Origin of the sequence: Glutamicibacter sp. TV12E (assembly GCF_052441935.1) — a bacterium.
Classification (GTDB): domain Bacteria; phylum Actinomycetota; class Actinomycetes; order Actinomycetales; family Micrococcaceae; genus Glutamicibacter.
Window position 1 is genome coordinate 3434648 of sequence record NZ_JBQVVF010000001.1, and the last position, 26806, is coordinate 3461453.

22 protein-coding genes and 1 pseudogene are annotated in these 26806 nt (G+C 55.9%); 7 read left to right on the top strand and 16 right to left on the bottom strand.

From position 1 onward, the window contains the following. Window positions 1-61: 61 nt before the first annotated feature. On the bottom strand, window positions 62-3631 hold the full coding sequence (gene smc, locus ACT7DV_RS16365; RefSeq protein WP_444664170.1) for a chromosome segregation protein SMC: 3570 nt from the start codon (window positions 3629-3631) through the stop codon (window positions 62-64). A 149-nt stretch (window positions 3632-3780) separates the two neighbouring features. Here smc and ACT7DV_RS16370 point away from each other — a divergent pair, with 149 nt between their 5' ends. From ACT7DV_RS16370 to ACT7DV_RS16380, 3 genes and pseudogenes are all read left to right on the top strand, one after another. Next, on the top strand, window positions 3781-4596 hold the full coding sequence (locus tag ACT7DV_RS16370; protein WP_444664172.1) for a serine hydrolase domain-containing protein: 816 nt from the start codon (window positions 3781-3783) through the stop codon (window positions 4594-4596). A gap of 146 nt (window positions 4597-4742) precedes the next feature. Then, window positions 4743-5042 (top strand): annotated as a pseudogene (locus ACT7DV_RS16375) (sulfurtransferase); the annotation flags it as partial. Between the two features lie 137 nt (window positions 5043-5179). Next, entirely contained in the window at window positions 5180-5584 is a 405-nt protein-coding gene (locus tag ACT7DV_RS16380) for a sulfurtransferase (protein WP_444664174.1), read from the top strand. 1120 nt (window positions 5585-6704) lie between these two features. On the opposite strand, the gene ACT7DV_RS16385 is transcribed toward ACT7DV_RS16380, so the two are convergent. Both ACT7DV_RS16385 and ACT7DV_RS16390 read right to left on the bottom strand, forming a co-directional pair. Beyond that, window positions 6705-7673 (bottom strand): alpha/beta fold hydrolase, encoded by a 969-nt coding sequence (locus ACT7DV_RS16385; RefSeq protein ID WP_444664176.1) that lies wholly within the window; start codon window positions 7671-7673, stop codon window positions 6705-6707. A 242-nt stretch (window positions 7674-7915) separates the two neighbouring features. Next, window positions 7916-8491 (bottom strand): DUF4190 domain-containing protein, encoded by a 576-nt coding sequence (locus tag ACT7DV_RS16390; RefSeq protein WP_444664177.1) that lies wholly within the window; start codon window positions 8489-8491, stop codon window positions 7916-7918. A 398-nt stretch (window positions 8492-8889) separates the two neighbouring features. Here ACT7DV_RS16390 and ACT7DV_RS16395 point away from each other — a divergent pair, with 398 nt between their 5' ends. Both ACT7DV_RS16395 and ACT7DV_RS16400 read left to right on the top strand, forming a co-directional pair. Next, the gene (locus ACT7DV_RS16395; RefSeq protein WP_444664179.1) at window positions 8890-9177 is read left to right on the top strand and encodes a helix-turn-helix domain-containing protein; all 288 of its coding nucleotides are present in this window, start codon (window positions 8890-8892) and stop codon (window positions 9175-9177) included. Further along, window positions 9174-10424, top strand: coding sequence for a type II toxin-antitoxin system HipA family toxin (locus ACT7DV_RS16400; RefSeq protein WP_444664181.1), 1251 nt, complete (start codon window positions 9174-9176; stop codon window positions 10422-10424). Before ACT7DV_RS16395 ends, ACT7DV_RS16400 begins: the two co-directional genes overlap by 4 nt. Window positions 10425-10476: 52 nt before the next feature. Here ACT7DV_RS16400 and ACT7DV_RS16405 read toward each other — a convergent pair whose 3' ends face one another. The 5 genes from ACT7DV_RS16405 to ACT7DV_RS16425 form a co-directional block, all read right to left on the bottom strand. Continuing rightward, a complete protein-coding gene (locus ACT7DV_RS16405; protein ID WP_444664183.1) occupies window positions 10477-10626 on the bottom strand; it encodes a hypothetical protein in 150 nt (49 codons plus the stop codon). Window positions 10627-10878: 252 nt separating this feature from the next. After that, window positions 10879-11799: a bifunctional DNA-formamidopyrimidine glycosylase/DNA-(apurinic or apyrimidinic site) lyase gene (mutM, locus tag ACT7DV_RS16410; protein ID WP_444664185.1), complete on the bottom strand. Its 921-nt coding sequence runs from the start codon at window positions 11797-11799 to the stop codon at window positions 10879-10881. Between the two features lie 11 nt (window positions 11800-11810). Continuing rightward, a complete protein-coding gene (rnc, locus tag ACT7DV_RS16415; protein WP_444664187.1) occupies window positions 11811-12488 on the bottom strand; it encodes a ribonuclease III in 678 nt (225 codons plus the stop codon). Between the two features lie 24 nt (window positions 12489-12512). Further along, on the bottom strand, window positions 12513-12716 hold the full coding sequence (rpmF, locus tag ACT7DV_RS16420; RefSeq protein ID WP_060701450.1) for a 50S ribosomal protein L32: 204 nt from the start codon (window positions 12714-12716) through the stop codon (window positions 12513-12515). Between the two features lie 2 nt (window positions 12717-12718). After that, the gene (locus ACT7DV_RS16425; protein ID WP_444664870.1) at window positions 12719-13282 is read right to left on the bottom strand and encodes a YceD family protein; all 564 of its coding nucleotides are present in this window, start codon (window positions 13280-13282) and stop codon (window positions 12719-12721) included. Between the two features lie 390 nt (window positions 13283-13672). Between ACT7DV_RS16425 and ACT7DV_RS16430 the strand changes: the two genes are divergently transcribed. Beyond that, complete coding sequence (locus ACT7DV_RS16430; protein ID WP_444664189.1) at window positions 13673-14908, top strand: CDP-glycerol glycerophosphotransferase family protein; 1236 nt, start codon at window positions 13673-13675, stop codon at window positions 14906-14908. A 135-nt stretch (window positions 14909-15043) separates the two neighbouring features. Further along, entirely contained in the window at window positions 15044-16258 is a 1215-nt protein-coding gene (locus ACT7DV_RS16435) for a CDP-glycerol glycerophosphotransferase family protein (protein WP_444664191.1), read from the top strand. A gap of 76 nt (window positions 16259-16334) precedes the next feature. Here ACT7DV_RS16435 and ACT7DV_RS16440 read toward each other — a convergent pair whose 3' ends face one another. The 8 genes from ACT7DV_RS16440 to ACT7DV_RS16475 form a co-directional block, all read right to left on the bottom strand. Then, on the bottom strand, window positions 16335-19859 hold the full coding sequence (locus ACT7DV_RS16440; protein ID WP_444664193.1) for a CDP-glycerol glycerophosphotransferase family protein: 3525 nt from the start codon (window positions 19857-19859) through the stop codon (window positions 16335-16337). A 297-nt stretch (window positions 19860-20156) separates the two neighbouring features. After that, window positions 20157-21431: a CDP-glycerol glycerophosphotransferase family protein gene (locus ACT7DV_RS16445; protein ID WP_444664195.1), complete on the bottom strand. Its 1275-nt coding sequence runs from the start codon at window positions 21429-21431 to the stop codon at window positions 20157-20159. A 48-nt stretch (window positions 21432-21479) separates the two neighbouring features. After that, window positions 21480-21941: an adenylyltransferase/cytidyltransferase family protein gene (locus tag ACT7DV_RS16450; protein WP_022876671.1), complete on the bottom strand. Its 462-nt coding sequence runs from the start codon at window positions 21939-21941 to the stop codon at window positions 21480-21482. Between the two features lie 240 nt (window positions 21942-22181). Further along, complete coding sequence (locus tag ACT7DV_RS16455) at window positions 22182-23072, bottom strand: glycosyltransferase family 2 protein (protein WP_444664197.1); 891 nt, start codon at window positions 23070-23072, stop codon at window positions 22182-22184. Window positions 23073-23112: 40 nt separating this feature from the next. After that, on the bottom strand, window positions 23113-23934 hold the full coding sequence (locus tag ACT7DV_RS16460) for a CDP-alcohol phosphatidyltransferase family protein (RefSeq protein ID WP_444664199.1): 822 nt from the start codon (window positions 23932-23934) through the stop codon (window positions 23113-23115). Further along, the gene (locus ACT7DV_RS16465; RefSeq protein ID WP_444664201.1) at window positions 23931-24968 is read right to left on the bottom strand and encodes a glycosyltransferase family 2 protein; all 1038 of its coding nucleotides are present in this window, start codon (window positions 24966-24968) and stop codon (window positions 23931-23933) included. The genes ACT7DV_RS16460 and ACT7DV_RS16465 overlap by 4 nt, the downstream gene beginning before the upstream one ends. Before the next feature lie 7 nt (window positions 24969-24975). Then, on the bottom strand, window positions 24976-25833 hold the full coding sequence (locus ACT7DV_RS16470; RefSeq protein ID WP_444664872.1) for an ABC transporter ATP-binding protein: 858 nt from the start codon (window positions 25831-25833) through the stop codon (window positions 24976-24978). Window positions 25834-25843: 10 nt separating this feature from the next. After that, entirely contained in the window at window positions 25844-26692 is an 849-nt protein-coding gene (locus ACT7DV_RS16475) for an ABC transporter permease (RefSeq protein ID WP_444664203.1), read from the bottom strand. Window positions 26693-26806: the final 114 nt, after the last annotated feature.

Genomic DNA, 26806 nt, shown 5'->3' on the forward strand with positions numbered 1-26806 from the left:
CTGCAGGAAGGCTCCTCCCCCGTGGCCATGTGATGGCATGGGGCGAGGAGCGGCGACCCCGCTAAGTGAGGGTTCGTTCCATCTTCTGGCTGATGACCGTGGTGACACCGTCACCACGCATGGTGACGCCATAAAGCGCATCGGCCACCTCCATGGTCTTCTTCTGGTGGGTAATGACGATCAGCTGGGAGGACTCGCGAAGCTCCTCGAAAATCGTGATCAGGCGGCCCAGGTTCATGTCATCAAGTGCCGCCTCGACCTCGTCCATGACATAGAAGGGCGAAGGGCGCGCCTTGAAGATGGCAACGAGCAGGGCCACTGCCGTCAGTGACCGCTCGCCACCGGAGAGCAACGACAGGCGCTTGATTTTCTTGCCGGCGGGACGCGCTTCGACTTCGATGCCCGTGGTCAGCATGTGTTCTGGATCGGTGAGCACAAGTTGGCCCTCGCCGCCGGGGAACAGCCGGTCAAAGATCCGCTTGAACTGAACCGCGGTGTCGTTATAGGCCTCGGTGAAGACCCGCTCCACGTGGGCATCCACATCGGCAATGATCTGCTCCAGGTCTCCCCGGGACTTCTTCAGGTCTTCAAGCTGGCCCGAAAGGAACTTGTGCCGTTCTTCAAGGGCCGCAAATTCCTCGAGCGCGAGGGGATTGACCTTGCCCAAGGCCGATAGATCCCGCTCCGCTTTCTTCAGGCGCTTTTCCTGTTCAACGCGGTCAAAGGGCTTGGTTCCAACGGGGTTGCCGTCTTCGTCGACATTTTGGCGCAGGCTCCCCCATTTATCATCTTCATCGATGGCTTCAGGGATCAGTTGATCCGGGCCATAGTTGGCAATCAGGTGATCGGGAGTGAATCCCAGTTCTTCCAGGGCCTTGGTTTCCAGATTCTCGATGCGCAGGCGCAATTCGGCTCGGGCCATCTCATCGCGGTGCACCGCGTCGGCCAGCCTGGCCAGTTCGGCACTGAGCTGCTCGGCCTCGGTGCGCTGGTTGCCGAGCATCTGGTCGAGTTCGGCTTTTTTGGAAGCAAGTTCTTCACGTTCCTGCCCGGCCATGGACACCGAGACTTCGATGAAGCGCAAAACCCGTTCGGCGGCCTGTTCGACACGGCTCGCGTTGGCAGCCTGCGCCTTGCGCTGTTCGGCCCGGCGGGCTGCGACTTCGCGGTGATTGCGTTCTGCAGCTGCGGTACGGCGAAGACCCTCGATCCGCGAGCGCAGCGCCGATACTCGCTCCTCGCTGCTGCGCAATGCCAGGCGGGCTTCTAGTTCCTGCTGGCGCGCGGCAGCGGCGGCATCGGCGAGCGCGGCACGCGCTGCGTCATCGATGGTTTCTTCTTCCTGGTCCGTGGATGCAAGCTCCATGCGCTCGGTGATCTCTTCAAGGGATTCCTGCTCGATTTCCAGCTTCTCGTTCGAGGTTTCCAGACGCTCGATGAGCTTGAGCTTGTCAGCCTGCGCGCTGCGCAGCTTTTGTCCCAGTCGCGCCAGATATGAACTGAGCTCATCGATCGTGGCGTCCGATTCGGTCAGCGCCGAGAGCGCATCTTCCCGTTGCTGCTGGGCGACGGAGAGCTGCGGTGCACGCGCGGCAATGCGCTCCTCGACCAGTCCGAGTTCGCCCTGGCATTCGTTCAGTTCGGCCTCGGTTTGCTCCACCATGGCCTGTTGGGCAATCAGCGACGCTCCGGCGGCATCACCCACGGAGCTGCGCAGGGACGAGAACGTGGTCCCGTCCAAGGTGGTCACCTTCGCCTTTGGATATTCAGCCAGCACGCTGCGTGCTTGGCCGAGTTCTTCAACGACGTAGTGGTCTTCGAACAGCTGATCCAGCAGCGCGGAGACCTTGTTCTCCGAACTGACGACTTCGCGGGCGCTAATGGCGTTGTGGAGCTTTGGCGATGGCGCGGCGGTTTGGCCGATATCCGCGTGCAGGAAGACGGCGCTGGACTCCTCGGACTGGAGCTGCTCCAGCAGACCGGCTGCCGATCGGGCGTCAATTGCCACGAGCGATTCCGCGTTGTCCCGAAGGATCGCTGCGACCGCTTGCTCGTAGCCGGGGTTCACGGTCATCAGCTCGCCTAGGCGCCCGAGCAGCGCAGTCGAAGCCGACTGCAGCAGCTGCGAGGACTGGTCATCGGGCTTGGTATTGAGCTTCAGCGCTTCAAGCCTTGAGCGCAAGCCGGAGACGCGCACCGACAGTTCGCGTTCCCGTTGGGTATCGGCCTGCTGGGCTTGGGCCAGAGCGGAGAATTTCTTGTCCGCCAGCTCAAATTCCTCGTTCAGCTCTGTTTCGCCGGCAAGTTGGGATTCCAGCTCGGCAGAGACTTCATCATGGGAACGCTGATCGAGCTGCAGCTCCGAGTCAAAGGATTGAACGCTTTCCTGCAGCCGGATAATCTCTGCCCGGGTCACGTCCACCCGGCTGCGCGCCGAGGCGACTTGCGAGGCCAGGCGGGAGATTCCTTCGCGGCGGTCTGCCGCGGCACGGAGCATGGCCGCCATGCGCTGCTGCTCGGCCCGGGACTGTTCTTCAGCCTCTTCCTTGGCCTCCACGGCTTCGGCGAGGATTTCGTGCCGGTCTTCCAGCGCTAGTTCAAGCTCTTCGAGTTCTTCGCCCAGGCGTTCGGCCTGGGATTCGAGCCGTTCAGGATCACGGCTGGAATCAAAGTGGGTTTCATTGCTTTCCAGCAGTTTGCTGCGTTCGCGGGCCAAGGCCGCCAAGGAGCGGAACCGTTCGGCCTGGGTGCTCAGTGCCACCCAGGTATCTTGCATCTGCCCCAAGCGCGGGGTGACATTTTCGACCTGGGCGCCAAGTTCGGCGATATGCCTTTTGACCCGTTCGAGCCGATCTGAGGCTTCTTGCTGCTGCGCCTGGATCTTGGACTCGTCATCGATGTCCTGGGCAAGCCGGTTATTGAGGGTCACCAGGTCATCAGCGAGCAGGCGCGACTTGGCATCACGCACATCATGCTGCACGCTTTGGGCGCGGCGCGCGATCTTTGCTTGCCGTCCCAAGGGGGCCAGCTGGCGGCGGACCTCGGCATTGAGGTCTTCAAGACGGTCGAGGTTGCCCTGCATGGCCTGCAGCTTGCGCAGGGTTTTTTCTTTCCTGCGGCGGTGCTTGAGCACCCCGGCGGCTTCTTCGATGAATCCCCGGCGGTCCTCGGCGGTAGCGTGCAGGATGCGGTCCAGCTGCCCCTGGCCGACGATGACGTGCATTTCCCGGCCAAGTCCTGAATCCGAGAGCAGCTCTTGGATATCAAGCAGGCGGCAGGAGTTCCCGTTGATGGCGTATTCAGAGCCGCCGGCGCGGAACAGCGTGCGGGAAATGGTCACTTCAGCATAGTCAATGGGAAGCTGGCCATCTGCATTGTCAATGGTCAGCGAAACGTGGGCGCGGCCCAAGGGCGGGCGTCCGGACGTGCCGGCGAAGATGACGTCTTCCATCTTCCCGCCGCGAAGCGTCTTCGCTCCCTGCTCCCCCATCACCCAGGCGAGCGCATCAACGACATTGGATTTGCCGGAGCCGTTGGGGCCAACCACTGCGGTGACGCCGGGTTCGAACTCGAACGTTGTTGCCGACGCGAAAGACTTGAATCCGCGAACGGTAAGAGTCTTTAGATGCACGGCGTGAAGTTCCTAAGTTTGGGTCGGATCGCTAAGGTTGGTTTGGGCAGTAGCACTCAATCCTTCACGCAATTCTAGCGAAGCGTGTTCGGGTTTTTCTGATTCTGCTCGCACATACCATCAAGAAATATCGAGGGATAGATCATTCCATGAGCATTCTGAGCCAGATTGACCAGTGGCCTTCCGCGAACGCAGTTTCCGTCGTCATCGATGGCCATGGTGGCGTGGTCGACCAGCACGGTGAGCTGAACCGCGTGTATTCGCTGGCCTCGGTCACCAAGCTGCTCAGCGCCTACACTTTCTTGGTAGCACTGGAAGAAGAAGCGATCAGCCTCGACGATCCCGCCGGCCCGGAAGGGTCCACGGTCCATCATCTGCTGGCCCACACCGCCGGCTACGACTTTGATTCCGAGACCATCCGCTTTGCGCCAGGTGCCAAGCGCGGCTACTCCAATACCGGTTTCGAGAAGCTTGCCGCCCACCTTGAGGCACAGACCTCAATCAGCATGGCCGAGTACGCCGAAGAGGCGGTTTTCGCGCCGCTGGGCATGGCCAGCACCCAGATCGCGGGAAGCTGCGCCAAGGATGGCCGGTCCACGGCCGCGGACCTGGCCAAGTTCGCCGCCGAATTGCTCAACCCCACCATCGTGGCCCGGGAAACACTGGAGAATGCCACCCGGGTTCATTTTGAAAACCTGGCCGGCATCCTGCCCGGTTACGGGCGGCAGAATCCCAACGACTGGGGCCTGGGCTTTGAGATTCGTTCCACCAAGAATCCGCACTGGACCGGCAAAGACCATCCGGCCAGCACCTTCGGGCACTTTGGCCAGTCCGGCACCTTCCTGTGGGTCGATCCGGAGCATCGCCTGGCGTGCGTGACGCTGACCGATAAGAATTTCGGCCAGTGGGCGGTGGACGCCTGGGCGCCATTCAACGAGCAGGTCCTGGCCTCGCAGTTGTCCTGACGCAATTCAAGGAACGCCTTTCCCTGCTGAATTCACTGGGTCTCCACTCGCCACATGGTGGACATGGCTTGGCGAGGTACACAAAATGGGCCGAATATGGACAACAGCAGCACTATCCATAGTCCTATCGTCATTTGTGAGGCCGCATGGAACCGTTTGTCACCTGGCAATGGTGCAAAAATCATGTCCAAGAAATCGTCCTGGTCGATGCCCGCTGGTACTGGGATCGCCCGGGTCTTGATGCCTACCTGACGGGGCATGTGCCCGGTGCGGTATTTGTCGATCTCGATGCCGACCTCACCGGAGAAATCACTTCGGACTCCGGACGGGGCCCCTTCCCGGCACCGGAGGATTTCGCCCGGGCCATGTCCCGAGCCGGGATTGACGGTTCCAGGCCGGTGGCCGCCTACGATGACGCGGGCGGGGTCATCGCTGCGCGCCTGGCATGGATGCTGCGGCTGCTCAAGGTTCCTGCCGCCGTGGTTTCCGGCGGAATCCAAGCCTATCCAGGCGCTCTGGACTCCTCACTGGTTCATCCGAGGCCAGCTGCTTTCCTCCCCAGCCGTGGCCTGCAGGATCCCCATTGTCCACCCGGGACGTGGCAGCCCTCTCGGAAGCCGTGCTGGTCGATGCCAGGCCAAATAACCGGTATCGAGGCGAGGAACCCGAAACCGATCCGCGGCTGGGCAAGGTTCCCGAAGCCGACCCTCGCCGAGGGCATATCCCGAACGCGATCAATGTTCCGTGCCGGGAACATCTCGAGGCCGACGGATTGATCAAGCCGCCCCAGGCCATTCGCGACAGGTTCGCAGCCAAGGGCATTGTCGATGCCTCCGGCGTGGTCAGCTACTGCGGGGCCGGAGTGACAGCCTGCCACAATCTGCTGGCCATGGAATACGCCGGGCTTGGACAGGGCAGGCTCTATCCAGGAAGCTGGAGCGCATGGAGCCGGAACGCTGAGCTTCCTGCAGCGATCGGTCACTGCTAGGCTCGCTGGCCGCTTTGGCCGGGCTTCGTGCCAGCGCCAGCAACCTGGTTCACCTCCCAGAACTCCTATGAAGACAAGCCACCCGCCGCCGAAACCCATGTCGGAGAACATGCCTTAACAAGTCGCATCCATCCTGGCGAGGCCAGCGAGGTCGTTCGGCATAGTCTGATACAGGGCAGTCGGCGGCGCCGCCCGCGGGTACAGACTTCAAGGTTGTTCTCGTTTCCTCAAACGCCTGAGCCATTTTCCCTCTAGGGGAGGATTGAGGAGCCAATTCGCTATCGTTGAAAGATTCGTGGCATTGAGCCCGGCATTCATCCCGGGCACCGTCCCGCTGTCTTGTATATTTTCGATTCCCCAGCCAGGGAAAACGGCTGACGAATATCAAGCGCTGAACGGTCGCCATCAATGCCGCGAGGTGTTTCTCGGCAATCCCCTCTAACCCCGGCCAAGCTGCGCTACGAGTCCACTTCGGCGATCGCCACGGCGTACATTCTTCAATGGTCGACACGTCCTCGAACACGCCCGCGGACTTCGAGCAAGCCCACGGAAAGGGCTTCCGTGCCTCTCCCTTCGCAGCCGCCAACTGACTTGGTGGCCTAGGTGTAATACCCACGGACGCTGAATACACGCGGCGGCCCAACCCCTCCTAGCGCCGAGTGTGGTGGTTAATTCATTATGCAGGCAACTCTCCGACATTTGGAATTCCTAGCCGGCTCACCAGTACGAATTCATTCTTGGGGGCGCGAATTTGCGGATTGACCGGTGATGTTTTGGAGTGGCATATTGCCAACCAACCTTTGTTCTACCTCGCCTAGAGACAAAGATATTTCTCCCAACTCACTCACTATTCGGCCAAAGGGGCCTATGGCTACTCACGCCGAAAGTGGACTTACCCGTGTAATGCGTAGCTGAGTTTGGATTCGAGGGGTAGTCTTTGTCTAATGTTTCACGCCGGACTTCCATTTTTGGGGGAAACGGAGGTTCAGAGGAACTGGGAGAAATCCTACTCTTGGCGCAAAACTCGCAGCCAGCCCTCACACGATTGATCTTCGGTGAGGGCTGGACAATTTTAAGTGACTGCTAGTCGCTTGTTCTCAAGCGAGTCAGAATAGTGAGGCTAGGCAGAAAGACCAAGGTTATCCGTCGAATGATAGCGGTGCAGGAAGGCAAGAATCGCCTGCGAGCTTTCGATGGGTTCTTGTTCCAGGGGGTAGTGCCCAGAGCTATTGAAAACGAGACCGTTTACATTTGTGGCCAGCAATCGCATGCCTTCGGCAACGGCAGATCCCATCGCATATCTTCCTCCTATGGCGAGTACCGGAGCCTTCATCAAAGGGCCGGTCAACAACCCTCGGACGTCGGCGACGTCACCGTTCCGGGTGCGGTAGTAGCTGAGACCCGCTTCCAGGACGCCCGATCGAGAATAGGCCTGGATGTATGAATCAACTGCTTCGTCGTCCAGCCTTCGAGGCCCTGCGCTTTGCGCAAGAAACTTTCCGTAAAAGACAGCTTCGTTTGCGGGCACAAGGTGCTCGGCAAGTCCAGGCACACTGTTAAATGAGCCGTGCCATGTCGGGTAGTATTCTCGCCCTGGGGCGGGGATGCCGATGTCGATTCCCGGTAGGATTTCTTCTTCGACGACGAGCGCGGTGACCGCGGATCCAAGTTGCACAGTAAGTAGTGCGGCCACCGTGGCACCCCAGTCGTGCCCAACCAGGGCGAAACGTGTGATCCCTCGTCGTGCGAGTTCGTTACGAACCCACATGGCGAGGTCTGTTTTTCGGAAACTCTGAGATCCTTCTGGCGCAGCTCCGAGGCCAGGCAAAGTGATTGGGATAACGCTGTAACCTGCATTGCCGAGAACTGGCACCAGGTGCCGCCAGTGATTCTCCGTAACTGGCCAGCCATGTAACAGGACTACGGGCGAGGAATCGGGCATAACGGTCATTTTTGAAATGCTAGCATCCGTCATATTTGCACAATGAGATTGGCGCGGTTTCCTGCCTGAATGCCATTCCGCGCTGACGCCGATAATAATCCTGACTGCGCCCGCTAATAGAAATACCAGCATTCCGGGCAGCATCATTGTTGATCCTTTGCTGACACATAAATTGCCCGGATACAGGCGGATAATTGTAACAAGCATTCCTATCAAAGCTAATCCAACGAGTCCTACATTTTCGCTTGCTTGGATTCGCCAAGCAAGTGATGCACCGGGATTTTGCACCGAATATCAAAGTTCTACGCAACTTAGACGAGACAGACATAAGCAGCCCGATCCTATTCGGGAAGTCCTGAATAGGATCGGACTGCTTTTCGTTGGTGCTGTTACTTGGAGATGGTATCCTCCGTGCAGCTGACATTGTCGGTGCCGGACTGCTTAGCAACGCTCTTTCCATCAATGATGATCTCGCAGGATACCTTTTGCGATGTAGTGTAATCGCCACTGGTTACTATGAGGGAAGTTGCGTCCCACCCGGTGACGGTGGTTTCTTGCTCCCATTTACCCTTGAAATCCTCGTTGGACGTACCGCTGGTCGCCCCGAGCATGGCTGTCGCATTATTTTCTGAAGTTGCTTTGTATACAACTGTGGCTTCTATGTTCATTTCCTCATCAACACTGCTGACAAATGCAGCAGTTGTCGCGGTGACAATGCCGGCAATGATGATTCCTACAGCCCCGAGGATTAGACCTGCAATAGACAGCCCTTTCGCACGGTTCTTTCGCGTGAGACCAATGACGCCGAAGATTACGGCTAGTCCGCCAACGAAGAAGGAGACTATTCCCACGAGAGGAATGAATGAGAAAATAACGGCGATGATTCCGAGGACAAGAGCTGTAACGCCGAATCCATTACGCGGATATACTTGCGCAGAGCCAGATGGTCTTGGTGCTGCAGTCATGTCACTCTGCCATGGAGGACACGTCGAGAAGTTCATTTTCTGGTGTCGAATCTCCTCCATAAAGTGATTCGACAACGCTGAATCCGTCGAGCGCTCGCAGCAAAGGGCTTGCGGCTCGAACGTTTTGTTTCGCATGACGAGGATTCGATGCAACCTCCCGACATCCGATTAAGGCGCAACCTGGCTATATCTGCCTCAAGAGATGTCTACGAGACTTTCGTGTAGCTCCCCGAGTCTTGACCGACACGCCTGTCGAGATGCTGTGATTACCCCTGAGCCCGCGCGGCTCGCTCGCCGACAGGTTCGAATCGACAAAATCTCCGAATAGATATGACGAGGTTTATCGTCATATCGATGCGATAAGCCGTGTATTATCGTCTTATACGAAAGGATTCGTGATGGCCGGATACAAGATCGGCGGGCAACTGAACACCTTCGGCGAGCACGTGCACGGCTGGCGCATGGTGCTGGGCCTCACAGCCCAGCAGGTCGCCGAGCGCGCCGGGATCACGCGCGACACCCTGCGCAAGATCGAGACCGGGGACCCGGGGGTGCGCTTCGGCAGCGTGATGCAGGTCCTGCGCGCACTTGGAGCGCTCGACCAGGCAGTCGACGCAATCGATCCGCTCAGCAGCGATATCGGTCGGCTGCGGGCCGGGCGACTCGCCAAGAAGAGGGCACGATGACCACCGTTGAGGTCCTCGCCGGCGGCGAGGACGACGCCAGGCTGGTCGGCCAGGCGCACTTCACCCGGACGCGCAACCAGATCTCCACGACATTCCTGTACGACCCTGGCTACCTCGCCGGCGACGGGACGAGCATCGACCCCGCACTCCCCCTGGTCTCCGGCGCCCAGCACCAGACGGGTCTCGTGCGCGCCTTCGCCGACAGCGCCCCGGACCGCTGGGGCCGGAACCTGATCGAGAAGGCCGAGCGCGCACGGGCGCGCGCCGAGAGCAGAGCGCCCCGTCGGCTGGACGACCTCGACTTCCTGCTTGGGGTCAGTGACGACACGCGCCAGGGGGCGCTGCGCTTCAGGCTTCCCGGGGACGGAAAATTCCTCGGCAAGCCCTCCAGCGTGCCCCAGCTGGTTTCGCTGCCCGAGCTGCTGCGCGCGGCCGACGAAGTCGCCTCCGACGATGACCCGGGCCGGGCGCTCAAGCAGCTTCTGGACACGGGAACGACGGGACTGGGCGGCGCGCGGCCCAAGGCCTCGGTGCGCCTCGAGGACGGATCGCTGGCCATCGCGAAATTCCCGCACGGCAGCGACCAGTGGGACGTCATGGCTTGGGAGGCTACAGCACTGGACCTTATGCAGGCCGCAGGAATCGGGACGCCCCGCAGACGGCTCGCCCGCGTCGGCGGGCGCAGTGTGCTGATCCTGCGCCGATTCGACAGGACCGAGATGGGGGCCAGGATCGGCTACATTAGCGCGATGACGGCGCTTGGCGCGTCCGATGGAGACCACCGCGACTACGCCGAAGTCGCTGAAGCGATCCGCGATCTGTCCTTGTCCCCCAGGTCCGACCACCATGAGCTGTTCGATCGCGTCGTCGCCAGCGTCGCGCTCGGCAACACCGACGACCACCTGCGCAACCACGGATTCCTTGCCGATCACGGCTCCTGGGCACTCAGCCCGGCCTTCGATGTGAACCCGAACCCGGATCCGTGGCGGGCCCGCTCAACGTCGATCATGGGTGCCGATGCCCTCCCCGACGAGGCCGGCGCCCTGCTAGCTCTCGCGGAGGACTGCAGCCTGGACACGATGCGGGCCCGCGAAAGGATGGGCCGTGTCATCGCAGCACTGACCGGCTGGCGTGCCGCGGCGCAGCGCAATGGGGTCCGTGCGCAGGAGATCACGATGATGGCTGAGGCCATCGAGCCACGTCTGGAAGCGGTCCTCGCCGCTGCGAGCGCGGGAACAGGCACGTGAGCGCTTGACTTCGGCTGCGGCTTCACCGTCCTGTAGACCGGCACGTCCTCGATCACTCGACGGACAAGAAGACCGCGCCCGGCGTCGTGAAAGCCAACGATTCCTGCTCCCCCGGCTCGCCGACCAAGAAGTTCTCGGCCGCGTGCGTGCGGCCAGCTCCGAGCTCACCCGTCACTAGCAAGATGACAAACCCGCGTCCCATCGAGAGAAGCAAGCCTGTCGTGGTGGCTTGAGGATACCGATTTCGTGTTGAAGGGACAGTCGCTCGCCGTAATTCACATAGGGCGCTCGAGAAACCAGCCTTGCTCCCCGTTACGGCTGGCACGGCCATGATGTTCTAAAGCATGAGATACGAGTTATCGATATCGGCACGAGAAGAGATCACAAAATGGCCCAGTCCTATGCTCCCTGGCTACCGCCGTGCACACGCCGCCGCATCCAATTCGGATCCTGATTAGCGCCGCGGACGTGGCTGGCACACTGGGCAAGTGTAGGACGAACGCCCCATGAACGCGTCCCGGCGGATCACCGAGGCCACCCCGTTTTCGGCGCAGCGCAGGCAGGGTTTGCCCTCGCGTCCGTAGGCGTTGAGCGAGCGGGCAAAATAGCCGCTGGCCCCGTTGACATTCACGTATAAGGAATCAAAGCTTGTGCCGCCGGCAGCCAGCGCGCGGGTCATGACATCGATTAGTGCATCGTTAAGCCGCTGCACTTCAGGACGCCTGATCGTGGCAGTTTTCCGGGATCCCGACAGCTTGGCCTGCCATAGCGCCTCATCAGCGTAGATGTTGCCCACCCCGGAAATGACAGTCTGGTCCAGAATGGCGCGCTTAAGGTCGGTATTACGGTGGCGCAGGGCCAGATAGAGGTCCTCGGCGCTGCGATTCGGGTCAAGTACATCGCGGGCAATGTGCGCGGCGGCCTGGGGTATGGCGGGTTCGGTGGATCCTTGTCCGGCCGGCAGCCCGTCGGAGGTTGCTACCAGTGGCGAGAGGAACATCCCGCCGAATATCCGTTGATCAACAAATCTGAGTTCATCTGGATAATCCAGATGCTCCCCCAGAGACAACCTGACTTTGAGGTGTTTTTCGTCTGCCGCTTGTGGCTGCTCAACCAGTAGTTGGCCGCTCATTCCCAGGTGCGCGACGAGGACCGCCGGCACATCCAGCCCATCAAGTCCTAGCCAGAGAAATTTTCCTCGGCGCACCACCGAGGAGATGGTGCAGCCTGTCAAAGTTTGCTCGAAATCGAGCGGGCCATCAAGGTGCCGCCTGACCGAACGCGGATCCAGCACCTGTACGGCTTCGATCCTTCGCGCGCGCACCCATTTTTCCAGCCCTCGACGGACCACTTCCACTTCTGGCAGTTCAGGCATCTGCGTGGCGCCTAGCTTTTGGGTACTTGCTCGCCAGGATTGAACTGCAACCACGTTTGGTGGGCAGCTTCCTGCTCAGCTTCTTTTTTCGAGGGACCATGTCCCTGGCCGTAGCCCTTGTCGCCAATATGCAGTACAGCAATGTAGGTGCGGGCGTGGTCCGGGCCGGATCCGGTGACCTGGTAACGAAGCTCGCCAAGTTTGCGGGAGGCGACAACTTCCTGGATAACAGTCTTCCAGTCGGTCGTGGCTCCAATCAGCCGGGGATCCTCTAGCAGTGGGGTGACAAAGCGCAGCACAAAGGCTCGTGCGGCGTCCATCCCTTGCACCAGGTAGGTGGCACCAAGAATCGACTCCATGGTGTCAGCCAAAATGGAGGACTTGTTGGCACCGTTGGACTGGGCTTCCCCGCGTCCAAGCAGCAGGTGCTCTCCAACTTCCAGATCACGAGCGATCATCGCCAGGGCACGGGTGCTGACAATGGCAGCACGGCGCTTCGCGAGATCGCCTTCGGGCAGATCCGGGAATTTTGCGTAAAGGTATTCTGCAACGCAGAAGCCAAGGATCGAGTCGCCAAGGAATTCAAGGCGTTCGTTCGTTGGAATGCCACCGTTCTCGTATGAGTACGAGCGATGGGTGAATGCAAGACGAAACGTCTCGGAATCAATATCGATTCCGAGACGTTTCATAAGTTCTTCTTTAGAAGACATGTCTTAGACGTCTGCGACCTTGCGACCCTTGTACTCAAGGAACAATTCGGTACCAGCCGAGTCGGTGACAACCTTAGCCTGGTGAGGCAGGCTGTAGGTTACGCGACCGTTTTCAACGGTCTTCACCAAGCTCGGTGCGGTAGCCTTCCACTGAGAACGGCGGGCACGAGTATTCGCACGGGACATCTTCCGCTTTGGAACAGCCACGACTACTTCTCTTCTCTCTTGTCTGACGTTTTATTTGTTGTCGCATCCTCTGCGACATTGTCGGACAGCTGCGCTAGCGCTGCCCAACGTGGATCCAGAATCTCATGGTGATGCTCAGGGTCTTCGTTGAGGTTGATTCCGCATTCATTGCAGAGCCCCAAGCAATCTTCCCGGCAAACCGGCTGGAACGGCAGGGCGGTAACCACTGCGCTCCGTAATACCGGATCGATGTCAATCAAGTCACCGATTACCCAATACTGATCCACATCATCATCGTCTTCGAATTCTTCGCTCTCTTCATAGTAGAAGAGCTCCTGAATATCAGCCTCGTAGTCGTACTCGATGGAATCCAGGCATCGTCCACATTCCCCAGCAATTTGCGCTGTAGCGGTACCCGATACCAAAATTCCTTCATGCACGGCTTCAAGGCGAAGATCTAAGTCAAGCTCAGATCCTCCACGAATGCCGATGAGTGCATTTCCCACATCTGCGGGTGCCGGAACCTGCTCGTTGAGAATCTCCATTGAGCCCGGCGAACGGCCGAGATCCCTGGTTGAAAAAACCAGAGGCGAGTTGCGATCGAGTGCGCCATGTGACGATCGATCAGAACGCTTTTCGCTAATGATGACTCCTACTAAAACATAGTCCGACATTTCATCTTAGCTTGCCGCAACCCAAGATCCCAAACTGAAACCAGCCATCGATCCCTCAAGTTGGTGTTGCACTCACCACAACATATCGTAGCGTGATTCAAAATGAAGTTCACGCGCATCTGGCTTGAAGGGCCAAAAAACTGTTTTTGACCCCCTGCCAGTAGCCTTACCTGTGCGAATTTAGGTCATAACCTTAAAATTACCTAGGTTCATGGGCGTTTCAAGTCATGTAAACAGCCCTTAACTAGATCTTGATCTTATGCTTGTGAGAACGGTGCAGTTACTATCGGCAAAGGATCTGAGATGAAGCTATTGAATACCCTGCAAAGGGTGGCAAATCGTGCCCGTCAAAGTCTTGCTGATAAGCAGCAGCGTCAATTCATCGAGCGTCATGCTACAGATCTAATCCATGCTCCGGTTGGCGAAGACCGCTATAAGGCCGCCTTGTACTTCGCAGATGAGATGGTCAACGCTTATCAAATTCGCCAGTGGTACGAACCGATGAAGCAACTGGCCGATTTCATGCCAATAGCTGTCATCACTCGTCGCCCGGAAACCGCTTTGGCTTTGCGCGATGAATGCCCGTTGCCTGTGTACTACGCCCCAACGGTTGAAGATCTTGAGCGTCTCGTTGACTCCCAAGACTTGCGCCTGCTGTTCTATGTCAACCAGAACATTCATAATTTCCAGATGTTGCGCTTCAATGAACCTAAGCATGTCTTTATCTGCCACGGTGAGAGTGAAAAGTCCTACATGTGGTCCAACCAGCTGAAGGCGTATGACTTCGTATTTTCCGCTGGTCAGGCTGCACGTGACCGCCTCTCCTCGCAATTGCATAATTTCGATGCCCATGAACGAACCCGTCTCATTGGACGTCCGCAGATTGACGTTTCATACGCGGCTCCTTTTTCTCCAGACCCTGCCTTACCCACGGTGCTCTATGCGCCAACGTGGGAGGGCGACCGCCCGTCAATGCAGTACGGATCTGTAATTTCGCACGGCGAGCAACTGGTCGATGCACTCATCAGTGACGGGGAGTTCAATTTGATTTTCCGTCCTCACCCTCGGTCTGGCAAGAACTCTGCAGCGTACGGGAAGGCTGTAGAAAGAATTCGCCGTAAGCTGGCAGAGGCCAATGCTTCTTCGAGCGCACAGTTGTTCTTTGACGACACCACTGATTGGGGTTGGCAATGGAGCACATCAGATTTTTGCGTCACCGACATCTCGGCAGTCGCTTACGACTTCTTGGCAACGGGCAAGCCGATGTTTGTCACCCGACCAGCTTCTCGCGAAGCCACGGTTCAGGGTTCACCGGCCCTGGCCAGGGTGCCCTCTCTGAGCGCAGAGGCCTCAGAAAATGCGCCATCGCTCATTCGTTCCGCTCTCACGGAACATAATACGGACTTGCGCGAACTCGTTGAATACTACTTTGGGGATGTGACTGCAGGCGCCAGCATGCGCCGATTCATCACCGAGTCCCTCAAGCTAGTTGTAGGAGATGTACAGGCAGAACAGCTACCGCTCAAAAAAGCCGCTTAATCCTAAGACCTCATTGGCGATTAGAAATATTGACAAGGCCGCACCCGACGCAAGTGCTGAGAACATGGGCCCTGGGAAAAAGATCCGGCAAATCATGCCTAGTCTTGCGTCAGATTTGGTGGTGAAGGAACTTTTATGAACGTAAATCGAACCGTCAATAGGGTCATCAGTAAAATCCATACGAGCCTTGCTACCCGAAAACATCTAGAATTCATTCGCGATCACGCCGCAGAGCTGCGCAAGCTACCTGGTGGTGCGGACAGGTACAAAGTTGCGTTGCACTTTCCCGATGCGATGGTCAATGCATATCAGATCAGGCAGTGGTATGAACCGCTTCTCGCTCTAGCTGAGTTTGTTCGTGTAGTAATCGTCGTGCGAAATCCTGACGCCGCCATGCATTTATATAAAGAATGCCCTCTGCCGATTCACTATGCGCCAAAAATTGAGGATGTTGAGCGACTAGTACAGTCCCAGGATCTGCGAGTTGTGTTCTATGTGAATCAAAATATCCGCAATTTCCAGATCATGCGTTTCAATGATCTTGACCATGTATTCATTTGCCATGGTGAAAGCGAAAAAGCGTACATGTGGTCCAACCAACTCAAGGCCTACGACTATGTTTTTTCTGCTGGCCAGGCTGCCCAAGACCGCCTGCAAAAGCACTTGCGAAATTTCGACGCGTCGACGCGCTGCCGCCTAGTTGGCCGTCCACAAATTGATGTTCACTATGCGTCACCAATAGATATGAACAACGAACTGCCGACGATACTCTACGCTCCAACCTGGGAAGGCGACAGGCCGTCCATGAATTACGGATCGGTGCTTTCTCATGGAGAACAGCTGATTGACGCGCTGATCAGAGACGGCGGGTTTAACATTATTTTTCGTCCGCACCCACGTTCGGGCCAAAACTCAAAGGCTTACCGACAAGCTCTAGAACGAATAAAAATGCAACTGAGCACAACTAACGAAGACTCAGAAGCTCAGTTCGTTTTCGACGATTCTGCCCACTGGGGTTGGCAATGGTCGGTTGCCGATGCCTGCGTCACAGATATATCCGCCATTGCTTATGACTTTTTGGCCACGGGAAAACTACTGTATGTAACGAAACCCGTGTCAGAGGAAGCCAGCATCGTTGACTCTCCGGCGCTCGCACAAGTCCCAACGTTGAAGGCGAATGAAATAAAAGATTTCGCCAGCTCGGCACGCGAAGCCTTAGCCGACGAAAGCTTGCGGCAACCGGACTTGGTCAACTACTACTTTGGCGACATTTCTCCAGGTGCCAGCATGCAAAGATTCATTTCCGAATCTCTTGCATTAGTTGAAAAGCATAGCGAAGGTGGCCGCTAGTCGGCTTTAGCACGAAGTGGTGCCGGACCTTAGAGAGGTCCGGCACCACTTCGTTTTGGCAGTTGGCCAAGCCCTCCTATTTAAAGAAACGTTCCACGACCCGCTGCGATGCAAATCCGTCATCATGAGGAGCAAATTTCTTAATGAACTCCTCACGGTCCACACCGGCTAGGGGTTCACCGGCCAAGGCCGAGGATAATGTCGCCCAAAGGTCACTTTCGTTTTCAACGATTGGCCCCGGCAGAGCACTTTCGTAATCCAAATAGAAACCGCGAAGATTGTCCCGGTAGTTCTCCAAATCGTATGCGTAGAAGATAATTGGTCGACGCAACAACGAGTAGTCAAAAAACACCGATGAATAATCCGTTATGAGCACATCGGATGCCAAGTACAGTTCCTGGATATCTGGATGCCGCGAAACATCGATGATACGATGCCTCAGGCGTTCCGGAATAGTAACTGCGTTCGATACCAACACATGCATACGCAGCAAGAGGATCGTGTCTTCGCCGAAGCGCAAATCAAACTCATCCAAGTCCATCGGCAAATCAAACCTGAATTTGCCACGGCCTGAGGCAGCGTCGTCGCGGAACGTCGGAGCGTACAGAACGGTTTTGACCCCGGGCGGTATTGCGAGCTCATCGCGAATATTTTTCTCACGGTCCACAACGTCTTGGCTTGTCAAGATATCGTTTCGAGGATACCCAACCTCCACAGCTTCACCTGAGAAAGCATATGCAGATCGCATGATATCGCTGGTGTACCTTGAGGGTGAAATGAGATGCGTCCATTGACGCGTTGCTCTTGTAACTCGCTCCAGGTACCCTTCGTCGCGACCATGAACTTCTCGAATATCGAGGGCCATCTGCTTGAGTGGAGTTCCATGCCAAGTTTGCAAGAACACTCCCTTGGAACGACGCTGCACGTAATGCGGAAAGCTCTGGTTGTTTACCCAGTATTTTGCCCTGGCTAGGTACCAGAAGTATTCGGGTGACAGTCGCTTGACGGTGGTGGTCAAGGGATCCGTGAATCGGTGACTTCCTGAATAAACCCAGACCTTACGACGAGTATCGCCTTGTCGAATCAATTCCTCGTAAATGTATCGCGGTGAGTCCCCATACTGTCGCCCAAGTCCTGACTCAAATACGATCAGATCGTCTTCCATGGGAGCAAGCTTGTAGAGCTTGAATAGCTTGCGCATGACGTCGAAGTAGCGCTTGTTTCGTCGGAACTTGTTTTTCAACTTCACCGGTAATTCGGCGCGCCAGCCGACGCCAGTCTTTTTCCGCAACTCTGCTTTCTCAATTTCCTCTGTTACCCGTTGCGAATTATTTTGATCCCGATGCGTCATGAAGACGTCTGCACGATTGCGGTATTTGTCTTCCATGCTCTTGCCGCGTTGCAAGGTTTGCGCAAGATCCTCCAACAACGTCTCAGCGTCAAAGGCAATACGTCCTGGCAATTCTTCGTCAAGATTCAAGTGGGAACCTTTCGGCCCGAGGAACCGCGCACGATCAAATTGGAAGTAGTGAACCGGCTTATGCAGGAAACTGAAGTCAAAATTCACCGACGAATAATCGGTAATCATAATCGCAGAAGTTTTAATAAGCTCCTGAACGTCAATCTCGCCCTGGACTATCAATCGAGCCGGGGCACCCTCGAAATGGTCCCTGAATTGCATCATATTAGGGTGCAAGCAAAAGACGACTTCTAATCCATGCTTTTCAACAAGTGCCTGAAGCTCCGGCGAATTCAGTAAGTTTTTCCATTGTTCTAGATACTCTGATTCAAGGAAAACTTCTTCATTCTGCAACCAATCGCGCCACGTCGGAATTATCAGCAGCATGTTTTCGTTGATCGCAAGGTCGTTGGCAAGCAACGCGTCAAAGCGGGACAGCCCCGTAACTTTGACTTCGTCCGGCGAGTACAGGAAATCATTGACAATGTATTGCTTTTCGCGTTCCGACGAGACCATGAAGAGGTCGGTGGCAAAACCAGGAGAGTTCTTGCCGTAGTTGGGAACCATCCATTTAGTCCCCATGACGCCATGCTGCAAAAATACTCGTGTGGCCCTGCAACGTGAAGAGAAGCTGTGGTGCCTAGTTGGGAACAGGTAATCCGCGTGATGCGTCCCAATAAAACGCTGGCAACGAATAGCTAGTTCAAAATGCTCCTTGCTGCCATGGAATACGACGTGGTCCAAAGTGTCAAAATTCCGCAGATCCGGAGCATTTTCATCGATCACGTAGTAAGCATCAATGTCTTTACGCTCGCTTCGCAGATACTTAAATAAGTGCAGTCCGTTATCCTGCGCTTTATAGGACAGTTCGCCAACGATCCATATTGGCTTGGAGCCTACGCTCTGGTCATCTGGGAAACTACGTTGCTTGGTCTCGGCAAGCACTGCGAAGGCATCCTTGTCGAACACTTCCAGAATGAGTGATGTCGATTTGGCCTTGAAGGTGAAATATGGAGATATGGCTAGTGTCTTGTCACCAATTGTCAAAGTATCGGCACGCGTTGTAGACCGTACGCCAAACGGAGTTCGCGTCACGCGCATTCGCGAGACTTCACTGCTTGAATTGGATGACACCAAAAGATAGAGGTCGTAGTTATCTCCGCGGTCGATCTTGCTCCAGTCGACCGACTTGAAATCCACAGATGCAGACCAATTATAGATAGCACGCCCAAAGCGCTTTGTTGCAAGCTTCTCGTCAAGAGACAGCATAACCGGGGTCTCAACGGCGAAGTCCGATTTACGCCCAACAAGCTGTAGGGTCACCTCAGCCAGGCGATCGCTCTGGGTTTCCAAAACGCCGCCCAATGACAACTTGCCATCTCGAACCTGTGTGATGTCAGTGCGGATACGGTGCTTGAACCTCAGTGGACGGTTCAGCCCCAAAGCCACTTCGGCTTTCTTATTGATATATAGCCCTACACTGCGTTTGCCCGAGACGTATACCGAGCTTTCGCTAAGCGTGGTTGATGAGAATCGCCCCAATATTCGATGAGCAATTACCGGGCCGTTGAGAGTGACCTCGCCGGCTTCAATTTGCCTCCGAACTTCTCTGCGGCGAACTAGTTCTCCGCCTTCAGACAGCTGCAACCATGCTATGCCTGTTGGCAAAGCATCAAAATCCACATTAAAGGTAAGAGCAAGGCGAACCGTACCGGAATACTGGTCATCTTCTAAAGTAACCGAGTTGTCTTCGGCTTCGTCCTCATCAGTGTCGGCATCAGTCTCGGTGAATTCAGGCTCTTCGTAGACAGAAGAACGTTCACGATATTCATGCCATTGTTCAAGAAGCGAGGCCAGATCCAGTTCTGCGTGGATCTGGCGCAATTCGCCGTCCGCTTTGTTGACTAAAGCCGATGAAAGTGGTTGCACAGAAGAAACAATGTGGTTGCCGTGCAGTACGGATACCGATCGCACTTGATGCTCGACACGCGCGCCGATATGAAGTGTTCCCCCTCGAACCGAGAGATCCAGTTGTTGGTATCCGGGATAGTAGCGGTACTTCTTGCGCTTCAACCGACGGGTACGCAAACTTTGCATTGCAGACTGCGCTAGATCTTGTACAGATCGAATCTCAACTGGCACGAATAAGTCCTTCATTATTTTAGCCATTCTTTCCCGGATGACCTTCGGGAAGACGCTTAGCGTTCTTGCGCGAATGCCATGGGAAAGTCACCAACGACGTAGTGCGTTGGCTACCGGCCCATGTGATCCACTGAACAAGGTTACCCCTCGTCATCACTCAAACAGTGTTGAAATGCCACTGCTAACCTGAAAATAGTCTTGGAGTCGACTTCAGGGATACTTGACTAAACGGAGTAGCGATCCAATAGCTGCGGAAGTGAAATCATCATCGGCCTGGGCGGTAGTACAGAGGGCGAACTAGCTATGCCAACCCCGGAAGCTCTGCAGCTTCCCCTGGCGTTCACTGATCAATTCTTGAATCATGTTTTGGAAGCGCGTCGTTGAATCGCCTCGATTAAGATCTCCAAAATAGAACTGGCGCATCTTCAGGCGCTGTTCCTTATGCACGTCATGCGTCAGCGCACTGGTCAGCAGGTCTTGAATATTTTTAACGCTATCTGCATCTACAACATGGCACGACTGGGCGACAGGAGCATCGCGGTGAAGAATTTCCCGGTTGGTACGACGATCGGAAATGACCAAGGGGTTGTCCGGGTGAAGATAAAGATAGTCCAGGCCCACGCTTGAAACATCGGTAATCAATGCATCAGTCGAGTCGAACATGGCCAAGATATTGCCCTGTTCAGAAATTACGTGTTTCGCCCCAGCATCATTCGCATTCTTGAGCAGCTCCAGAATGCGTGTATGCGCTTGAGCAATATCCGGGGTAGTACTGGACTGAATGCGAGGGTGCGGTTTGTAAATGACCCGCCACAGTGGGTTTTCAAGCAGCGCCTCGACTATAGCGACACCGTATTTATCCAACGAAGTATAGTTATTATCTTCGTTTTCGCCTTCCCATGTCGGCGCATACATGACATCCAGTTTATCGCTTGGCGATAGCTCCAACTTGAAGTCGATATCTAGTTGCGGGCGCCCTGTCACTAGCAACTTGTTGTAATCGAAATCAATCAGCATGGTCTGATGCCGTTTGATGGCTGCCGGGCCAGCGACAAATACCTTGTCATAAGCCTTGGCCTTATTGGAGACCATCGAAAGCTTGTCGCTCTCGCCATGGTTTACGTGAACATGGACCAGTCGCGGGTGATCCAAGGACTGGAAATTACTGCGAGAGTTGTTAACGTAAATGACAAGCTTTAATTCATTGTCATCATAAACGTCCATGAGGTCCGAGAATCGGCGAACGAAGACCTTTGGAAGAGCAGTCAGCTTTCCAGCAGCCTTAAATGCGCCGAGCGTGCGGAACACCAGTAAGACTTCTTCTTTTTGATGCAGTTCTTCTAGAACGGGCAGCCACTGGGCAACCTGATAAATCTTATCGGCACCGTCTCCGAAGTACACGGCAACAGATCCAGGAAGCTGGATGTTGGACACGCCAACGTTTGCTCCAACGGGTCGGTTGACAAAGCCCATGGCCCGGTTAAGTCGCTTAGCTCCGGGCTGACGCCCAACCATGCGCAATAGGGACTTAATGCTGCCTTTGATTGAACTGCTGAAGTACTCGTTGGACATGAGATCTTTCAATAAGGTATTACAAATGCTTGCAGTCAGAAACTTCGCTTAGCTCAGTTCCTTGACAATCTGGCTCAGCGTATCCAACGTGCTCTTCAAGGACTGGACATGACGTTCATCAAATTCGCTCAGGACGCGCTTCATCTCGGTCGTTGAGATTCCCGAAGTACGCGGAAGGTAGACGACCTCCACTTCGTCACCGAGGTCATCGAATTTGCCCTTCCAGTCTTCACCAATTCCGAAGACCTTGGCATCGTACTTCTTGATATCAAGGCGCTTCTGCTCCCAGTTCTCTTCCGGGATGGCAAGGTCAACGTACTCGATGGCCTGGACGATTTCACGACGCTGCTCGAAAGGTACAACTGGCTTTTTGCCCTTGATCGCGTTGAATTCGTCGGTGGAGACACCAACTATCAAGCGGTCACCTTTGGCTTTCAAACGCTTCAAGATGTTCAGGTGCCCAATGTGGAACAAGTCGAAGGTTCCGTAGGTCAACACGGTCTTAGTCATTTAAATTTCCTTCTGCAAAGTCTATGTCTGGCAATTGAACGGGCGCGCTAGCTGGTGTGCTGGAAGAACAAGGCACGCGCTGTTCTTTGTGGATACACATTAATTATCGCGCCAGTAGTCCGATAAGCGTTAATCTTCTATTTACCTACCAGCTAGCCTAGCGGTAGTCCACTCGATCGGCTAAACCGATTCCGACCGACCGATACCCGGCGTTTATCCCATCCGCCTGATCAGCAGCGGTCAAATAATCGGTGGACGTCCCGAAAGTGTCATTCGAAGAAGCGTTATCCAACGCAGCTTCGAGCGTGGTTCGCGGTACCACGGGCTTCCCTTCCATCCTGCTTTCCAACCAGCCAAGTACTGTTTGACGGCGTTGGGTTTCTTGCGCATTCGCAGGCATTCAATGAGCATCCACGTTGTCGGGTAGATCCAGGTGAACGGCGCAGGCAAATTCCTGCGAGCAAGCCATACACGGTTGCGGGCGTTAAGGCGATAAAACTCTTCATGCCGGCGCGGGTCCACTACAGGGTGCCCGATGCGCATGTCGCCGGCATACCAGACGTACGTTCCGGTGTCCCAGATACGCCAGGCCAGTTCGATACCTTCGTGCGCGTACCAGAACCCGCCGGCCCAACCACCGGTGAGGTCAAAGAGCTCGCGGGTTGTCACGAGGCAGGTCTCCCCGACGTGGAAGACGCGGCTTGGTTCTTCCGCGGTGCGCTTCTTCAGTCGGGGAATCCAGCGCGTCGGATTCTGGTCACTGTGTTCAGGATCGGTGATACGAGGCTGGAGCAGGCCCATCCTCGGGTACTTCTTAAAGCGGTTTACCGCAGTAATCAAGAAATCGTCGTCCAGGAACCATGAATCATCATCGAGGAAGCAAAGGTACTCCCCCTCGACTTGAGCCACACCGGCATTTCGCCCGGCCGGAATGCCGAGGTTTTCCGGCAGGAAATGGGTCTTGATTCCTTCAGGAATGCCGGTTGGATCCCAACCGTTGCCAACAACCACCGCATTGATGACGACGTCCCGTTGCGCGAGCAACGAATCCAATGCACGACGCAGCTCTACCGGGCGGTTGCCCATGGTCAATACGACAACGCCGATGGTTGGAGCGAGTCGATTATCCATGCTCTGCCCTTTCCGTTTGTTTAGTTGCGGTAGCGAAGATTTACGCTTTCAACCGCGAGGACACCATATTTGATAAGAAGTGCCCGATATTCACCAATACGCAGGCAGGAAGCAGAATCCATATCATCCACTTTTCCGCCAGCCCTGGCATTCCTGCAATCGCCGAAATGATGGAGCACAGGAGAATGAGCAAGCTCAGCTCCACAGCATGCAGCAAACGGTGGAAGGGAAGGAAACGCGCCATTGCGCGCATGCGGCCAATGGCCGTTGCAGTAGAGACAGCTCGCGCGGCAGCAGTATCCGGTAGCTTTGGCAAACCGGCCATGCCCCGAGCAGCGTGGACCATCAAGGACTGCGAGCGATTGAGCACCAGCAGAACAGACAAGCATGCACCCATGAACAGGACGGGCCATGCCTGTGCGTTCATCGCGCCGTCAACTGAGAGTTCTTTGAACACCCGGTAACCCAGCGCAATGGGAATCAAGGCTTCTGTCGTATGGTGCCCCACCATATCGATGAAGATTCCACGTGGCGACTGGGAGGCGCGCCAGCGCGCCACCTCGCCATCAGAGCAATCGAAATACAGCTGGACTTGCGACAAGACGACCGCGAGAATCGGCCCCCAAATACCCGGTATGAGCAGCGCAAGCGACATGCACCAGCCGGCAAGAATCATCAAACCTGTGACTCCATTAGCCGTGATGCGTGTTCTGACCAAGACGGCCGTCAGGTAAATGGAGATATGGCGAAGATAGAGCTCGGCGGTCCAGTGTTCAGCGTTCTTCCGAGCTTTCACCTCAGGTGGCTGGCAGACAGCTCGGAGCTGGTCCAGCGTCGGATTCTTTGGGCGGTCGATAGTCACTTGACCCGGCCTTTGTCCAAAGTTCCACCGGCGCCAAAGATGCGTCCCTTGAGGTACCCGGCCGCCCACGGAAGATGAATGGACTGGAACGCGCCAGCGGTAAGGAGTTTCTCCTTGAGCCCTTCGCCCTTGGAAGCAAAGCCAGCAGCCATCGTTGCCGCCACATAGACCAGCGGCGCCGAAGCGGCAACATTGATCAGTGATTGAAGGGCACGGGGTGCGCGATCCTTGGTCAAGGGCGCAACGATCAAGGCAATCGACCCGAGACCCACTCCGGCAAGAAGCAGGGGCGGAATATCATGTCGCAGCGATTTGCCCTCCGGGAATCGACGTGCGATTTCACCGCGCCACGTGCCAGAAGCATAGGACTGCCGCGCCAAGGCCTTGAAGTTCTCGCGCGGGTAGTAACCGACCTTCAGTTCAGGGTCGAACCACACCTTGTGGCCAGCCTGGCGAATACGAAGGCAGAGTTCCCAGTCCTGGGCACGCCACATGTTCTCGTCGTAAAAGCCGACCTCGTCAAACACTTCGCGGCGAAAGATTCCGAGATAAGCGGACTCAGCTTCGCCCTCGGGAGCACCCGAATGATACGCGGGGCCACCAAAACCGAATTTGGAGTGGTAGGCCGCTGCGATGGCCCGTTGTACTGTTGTACGGCCCTGAGCGTCCATCAGCCCGCCAACGTCGTGGGCGCCGACGCGATACAGCGTCTCGACTCCACGACGGGTGTAGTTGGATGGAAGCTCGCTGTGCGCATCTACGCGCATGATGATCGGATGTATTGACTCCTTGATTGCCAAATTCAGTGCAATCGGCGTACGGCCTTTCGGGTTGTCAACCAGGGTGATGCGGGAGTCCGCTTCAGCCAGGCGGCGCGCAACAACATCGGTGTCGTCGGTACTCGGACCGAGCGCAATAACCAGCTCCTTCTCTCCGTCATAGTCCTGGGTGAGAATCGAGTTGACAGCCTCTTCAAGGTAGTCGGCCTCGTTCAGCACTGGCATGACGTAGGATACGCCGGGAAATTCAGTCATTCGTCTCTTACTTCTTGTGCTGCTGGTAGGCCTTGATCACGGTGTCCGGGTCGCCGTCCATTTTCTGGACACCCTTTTCAATCCAGATGCACCGATTGCAGGTTTCCTTGATTGAATTCATTGAGTGCGAAACCAGGAACACGGTGCCGGCATTTTCGCGAATTTCACGGATCTTGGCTTCACTGCGCTTGCGGAACTTCGCGTCGCCCACTGCCAAGGCTTCATCGACAATAAGGATGTCGTGTTCCTTTGAAGCGGCGATGGCGAATTTCAGTCGTGCGGCCATTCCTGAGGAATAGGTCCTCATGGGAAGATCGATAAATTCTTCCAGCTCGGCAAACTTGGTGATTTCCTCACGCATGTGTTCGACCTGCTCGCGGTTGTATCCCAAAGCCAGGCCGCCCAAGGTGATGTTCTTGTCACCAGAGAGGTCAGGAATCAGTGCAGCTCCGACACCCAGAAGGCTCGGGCGCGAACGCGCGTAGACCGATCCAGCCGCAGGTGGCGTCAGGCCGGTGATCGCACGCAAAAGTGTCGACTTACCCGAGCCGTTGGAACCGATGATGCCAATGGATTCATTTTCATAGGCAACGAAGGAAATGCCCTTGAGCGCGTGTACTGTACGCACGCCCCGCATCTTTGGCTGCAATAGCCTCCGCGCACCTGCGTTGCCCAGCGCTTTGCCACTGGAGAACACCTGGTATTTAACATGCAGGTTATCCACCATGACTACCGGCGTACGGGATTCGTCAACGGTCAGCGTGGAAGACTTGATGTCTTCCGGCTTAACGACATCGATGAAGGACGTATCGTCAGAAAAAATCGGTGCGGGTTCATACTCCGGGTGCAACTCCGGGTTGATCAGATCATCAAAACTAATTGGCACGGCCGTAACGCTCCTCAGCCTTCCAGAAGAAAATAAGTCCCACGACGAGCATCACGAGAGCCCAGACACCCACGACGACCCAACCCATCGGATCATAGTCGGCAGTGTCCATGATCATCGCTCGCGCTAGCTGCAGCGTCTGATACAACGGGTGGTAATCAAAGACAGTTACCAGCCAAGGCCAATGGCTGAGGATGCGATCGACACTGAAGAGGACACCGGAGGTGTAGAAGAGCATGCGTGTGACCAGCGGAAGAATCTGCGTGAAGTCCCGCACATGAACAGTGATCCTGGCGCAAATGAGCGCAACACCCATGTTGAAGACACTGAAAAGTGCGATGAGCGGAATGATCCCGAACCATGACCATTTCGGTGACGTTCCCAGGATCATCGAATAAATGAACATGATGGCCACCATTGGCATCAGCGTCAGCAGGTTCTGCGTAATCTGTGCAACCGGCAAGCTTAGGCGCGGAAAGGAAAGGGATTGGACCAAGGCAGAGTTGCCGGTGATCGACTTTGCCCCGCCGTTCATCGAGCTGGTGAAGAACTCAAAAAGGAAGACGCCGATAACCACGAAAACCGGGAAATCCGCAGCTTTTTTGTCACCTTGCAAGACACCAAAAATCACGCCGTACATGATTGCATTCATGGTTGGCTTCAGGACTACCCAGAGCATTCCCAAACGGTTTTGCTGATTCTGCTTCTGAACTCGAGCCTTCGCTAATTCATAAATGAACTCACGACGCTCCCAAGTTTGCCTCAGATAGTCGCCCAACGAAGGACGCGCACCTACACGGTGCAAGCCGAACTTGTCGGCCTCCTCTGCAACTGTCATGCTCAAAAGTCCTCATTCTCGAATGCCAACTGTCGCTTGGTTAGCAAGCACAGATGTTCAAAGTCTAGTAGATAGGATCCGTCATCCACGTGATTCGACAGGTGCATCCACGCA

Coding starts and splice junctions, on each gene's coding strand:
- ACT7DV_RS16370 (WP_444664172.1), top strand. CDS start 3,781: ATGAGCATTCTGAGCCAGATTGACCAGTGGCCTTCCGCGAACGCAGTT.
- ACT7DV_RS16385 (WP_444664176.1), bottom strand. CDS start 7,673: ATGATGCTGCCCGGAATGCTGGTATTTCTATTAGCGGGCGCAGTCAGG.
- ACT7DV_RS16390 (WP_444664177.1), bottom strand. CDS start 8,491: ATGACTGCAGCACCAAGACCATCTGGCTCTGCGCAAGTATATCCGCGT.
- ACT7DV_RS16395 (WP_444664179.1), top strand. CDS start 8,890: ATGGCCGGATACAAGATCGGCGGGCAACTGAACACCTTCGGCGAGCAC.
- ACT7DV_RS16400 (WP_444664181.1), top strand. CDS start 9,174: ATGACCACCGTTGAGGTCCTCGCCGGCGGCGAGGACGACGCCAGGCTG.
- ACT7DV_RS16405 (WP_444664183.1), bottom strand. CDS start 10,626: ATGGGACGCGGGTTTGTCATCTTGCTAGTGACGGGTGAGCTCGGAGCT.
- mutM (WP_444664185.1), bottom strand. CDS start 11,799: ATGCCTGAACTGCCAGAAGTGGAAGTGGTCCGTCGAGGGCTGGAAAAA.
- rnc (WP_444664187.1), bottom strand. CDS start 12,488: ATGAAACGTCTCGGAATCGATATTGATTCCGAGACGTTTCGTCTTGCA.
- ACT7DV_RS16430 (WP_444664189.1), top strand. CDS start 13,673: ATGAAGCTATTGAATACCCTGCAAAGGGTGGCAAATCGTGCCCGTCAA.
- ACT7DV_RS16435 (WP_444664191.1), top strand. CDS start 15,044: ATGAACGTAAATCGAACCGTCAATAGGGTCATCAGTAAAATCCATACG.
- ACT7DV_RS16445 (WP_444664195.1), bottom strand. CDS start 21,431: ATGTCCAACGAGTACTTCAGCAGTTCAATCAAAGGCAGCATTAAGTCC.
- ACT7DV_RS16450 (WP_022876671.1), bottom strand. CDS start 21,941: ATGACTAAGACCGTGTTGACCTACGGAACCTTCGACTTGTTCCACATT.
- ACT7DV_RS16455 (WP_444664197.1), bottom strand. CDS start 23,072: ATGGATAATCGACTCGCTCCAACCATCGGCGTTGTCGTATTGACCATG.
- ACT7DV_RS16465 (WP_444664201.1), bottom strand. CDS start 24,968: ATGACTGAATTTCCCGGCGTATCCTACGTCATGCCAGTGCTGAACGAG.
- ACT7DV_RS16475 (WP_444664203.1), bottom strand. CDS start 26,692: ATGACAGTTGCAGAGGAGGCCGACAAGTTCGGCTTGCACCGTGTAGGT.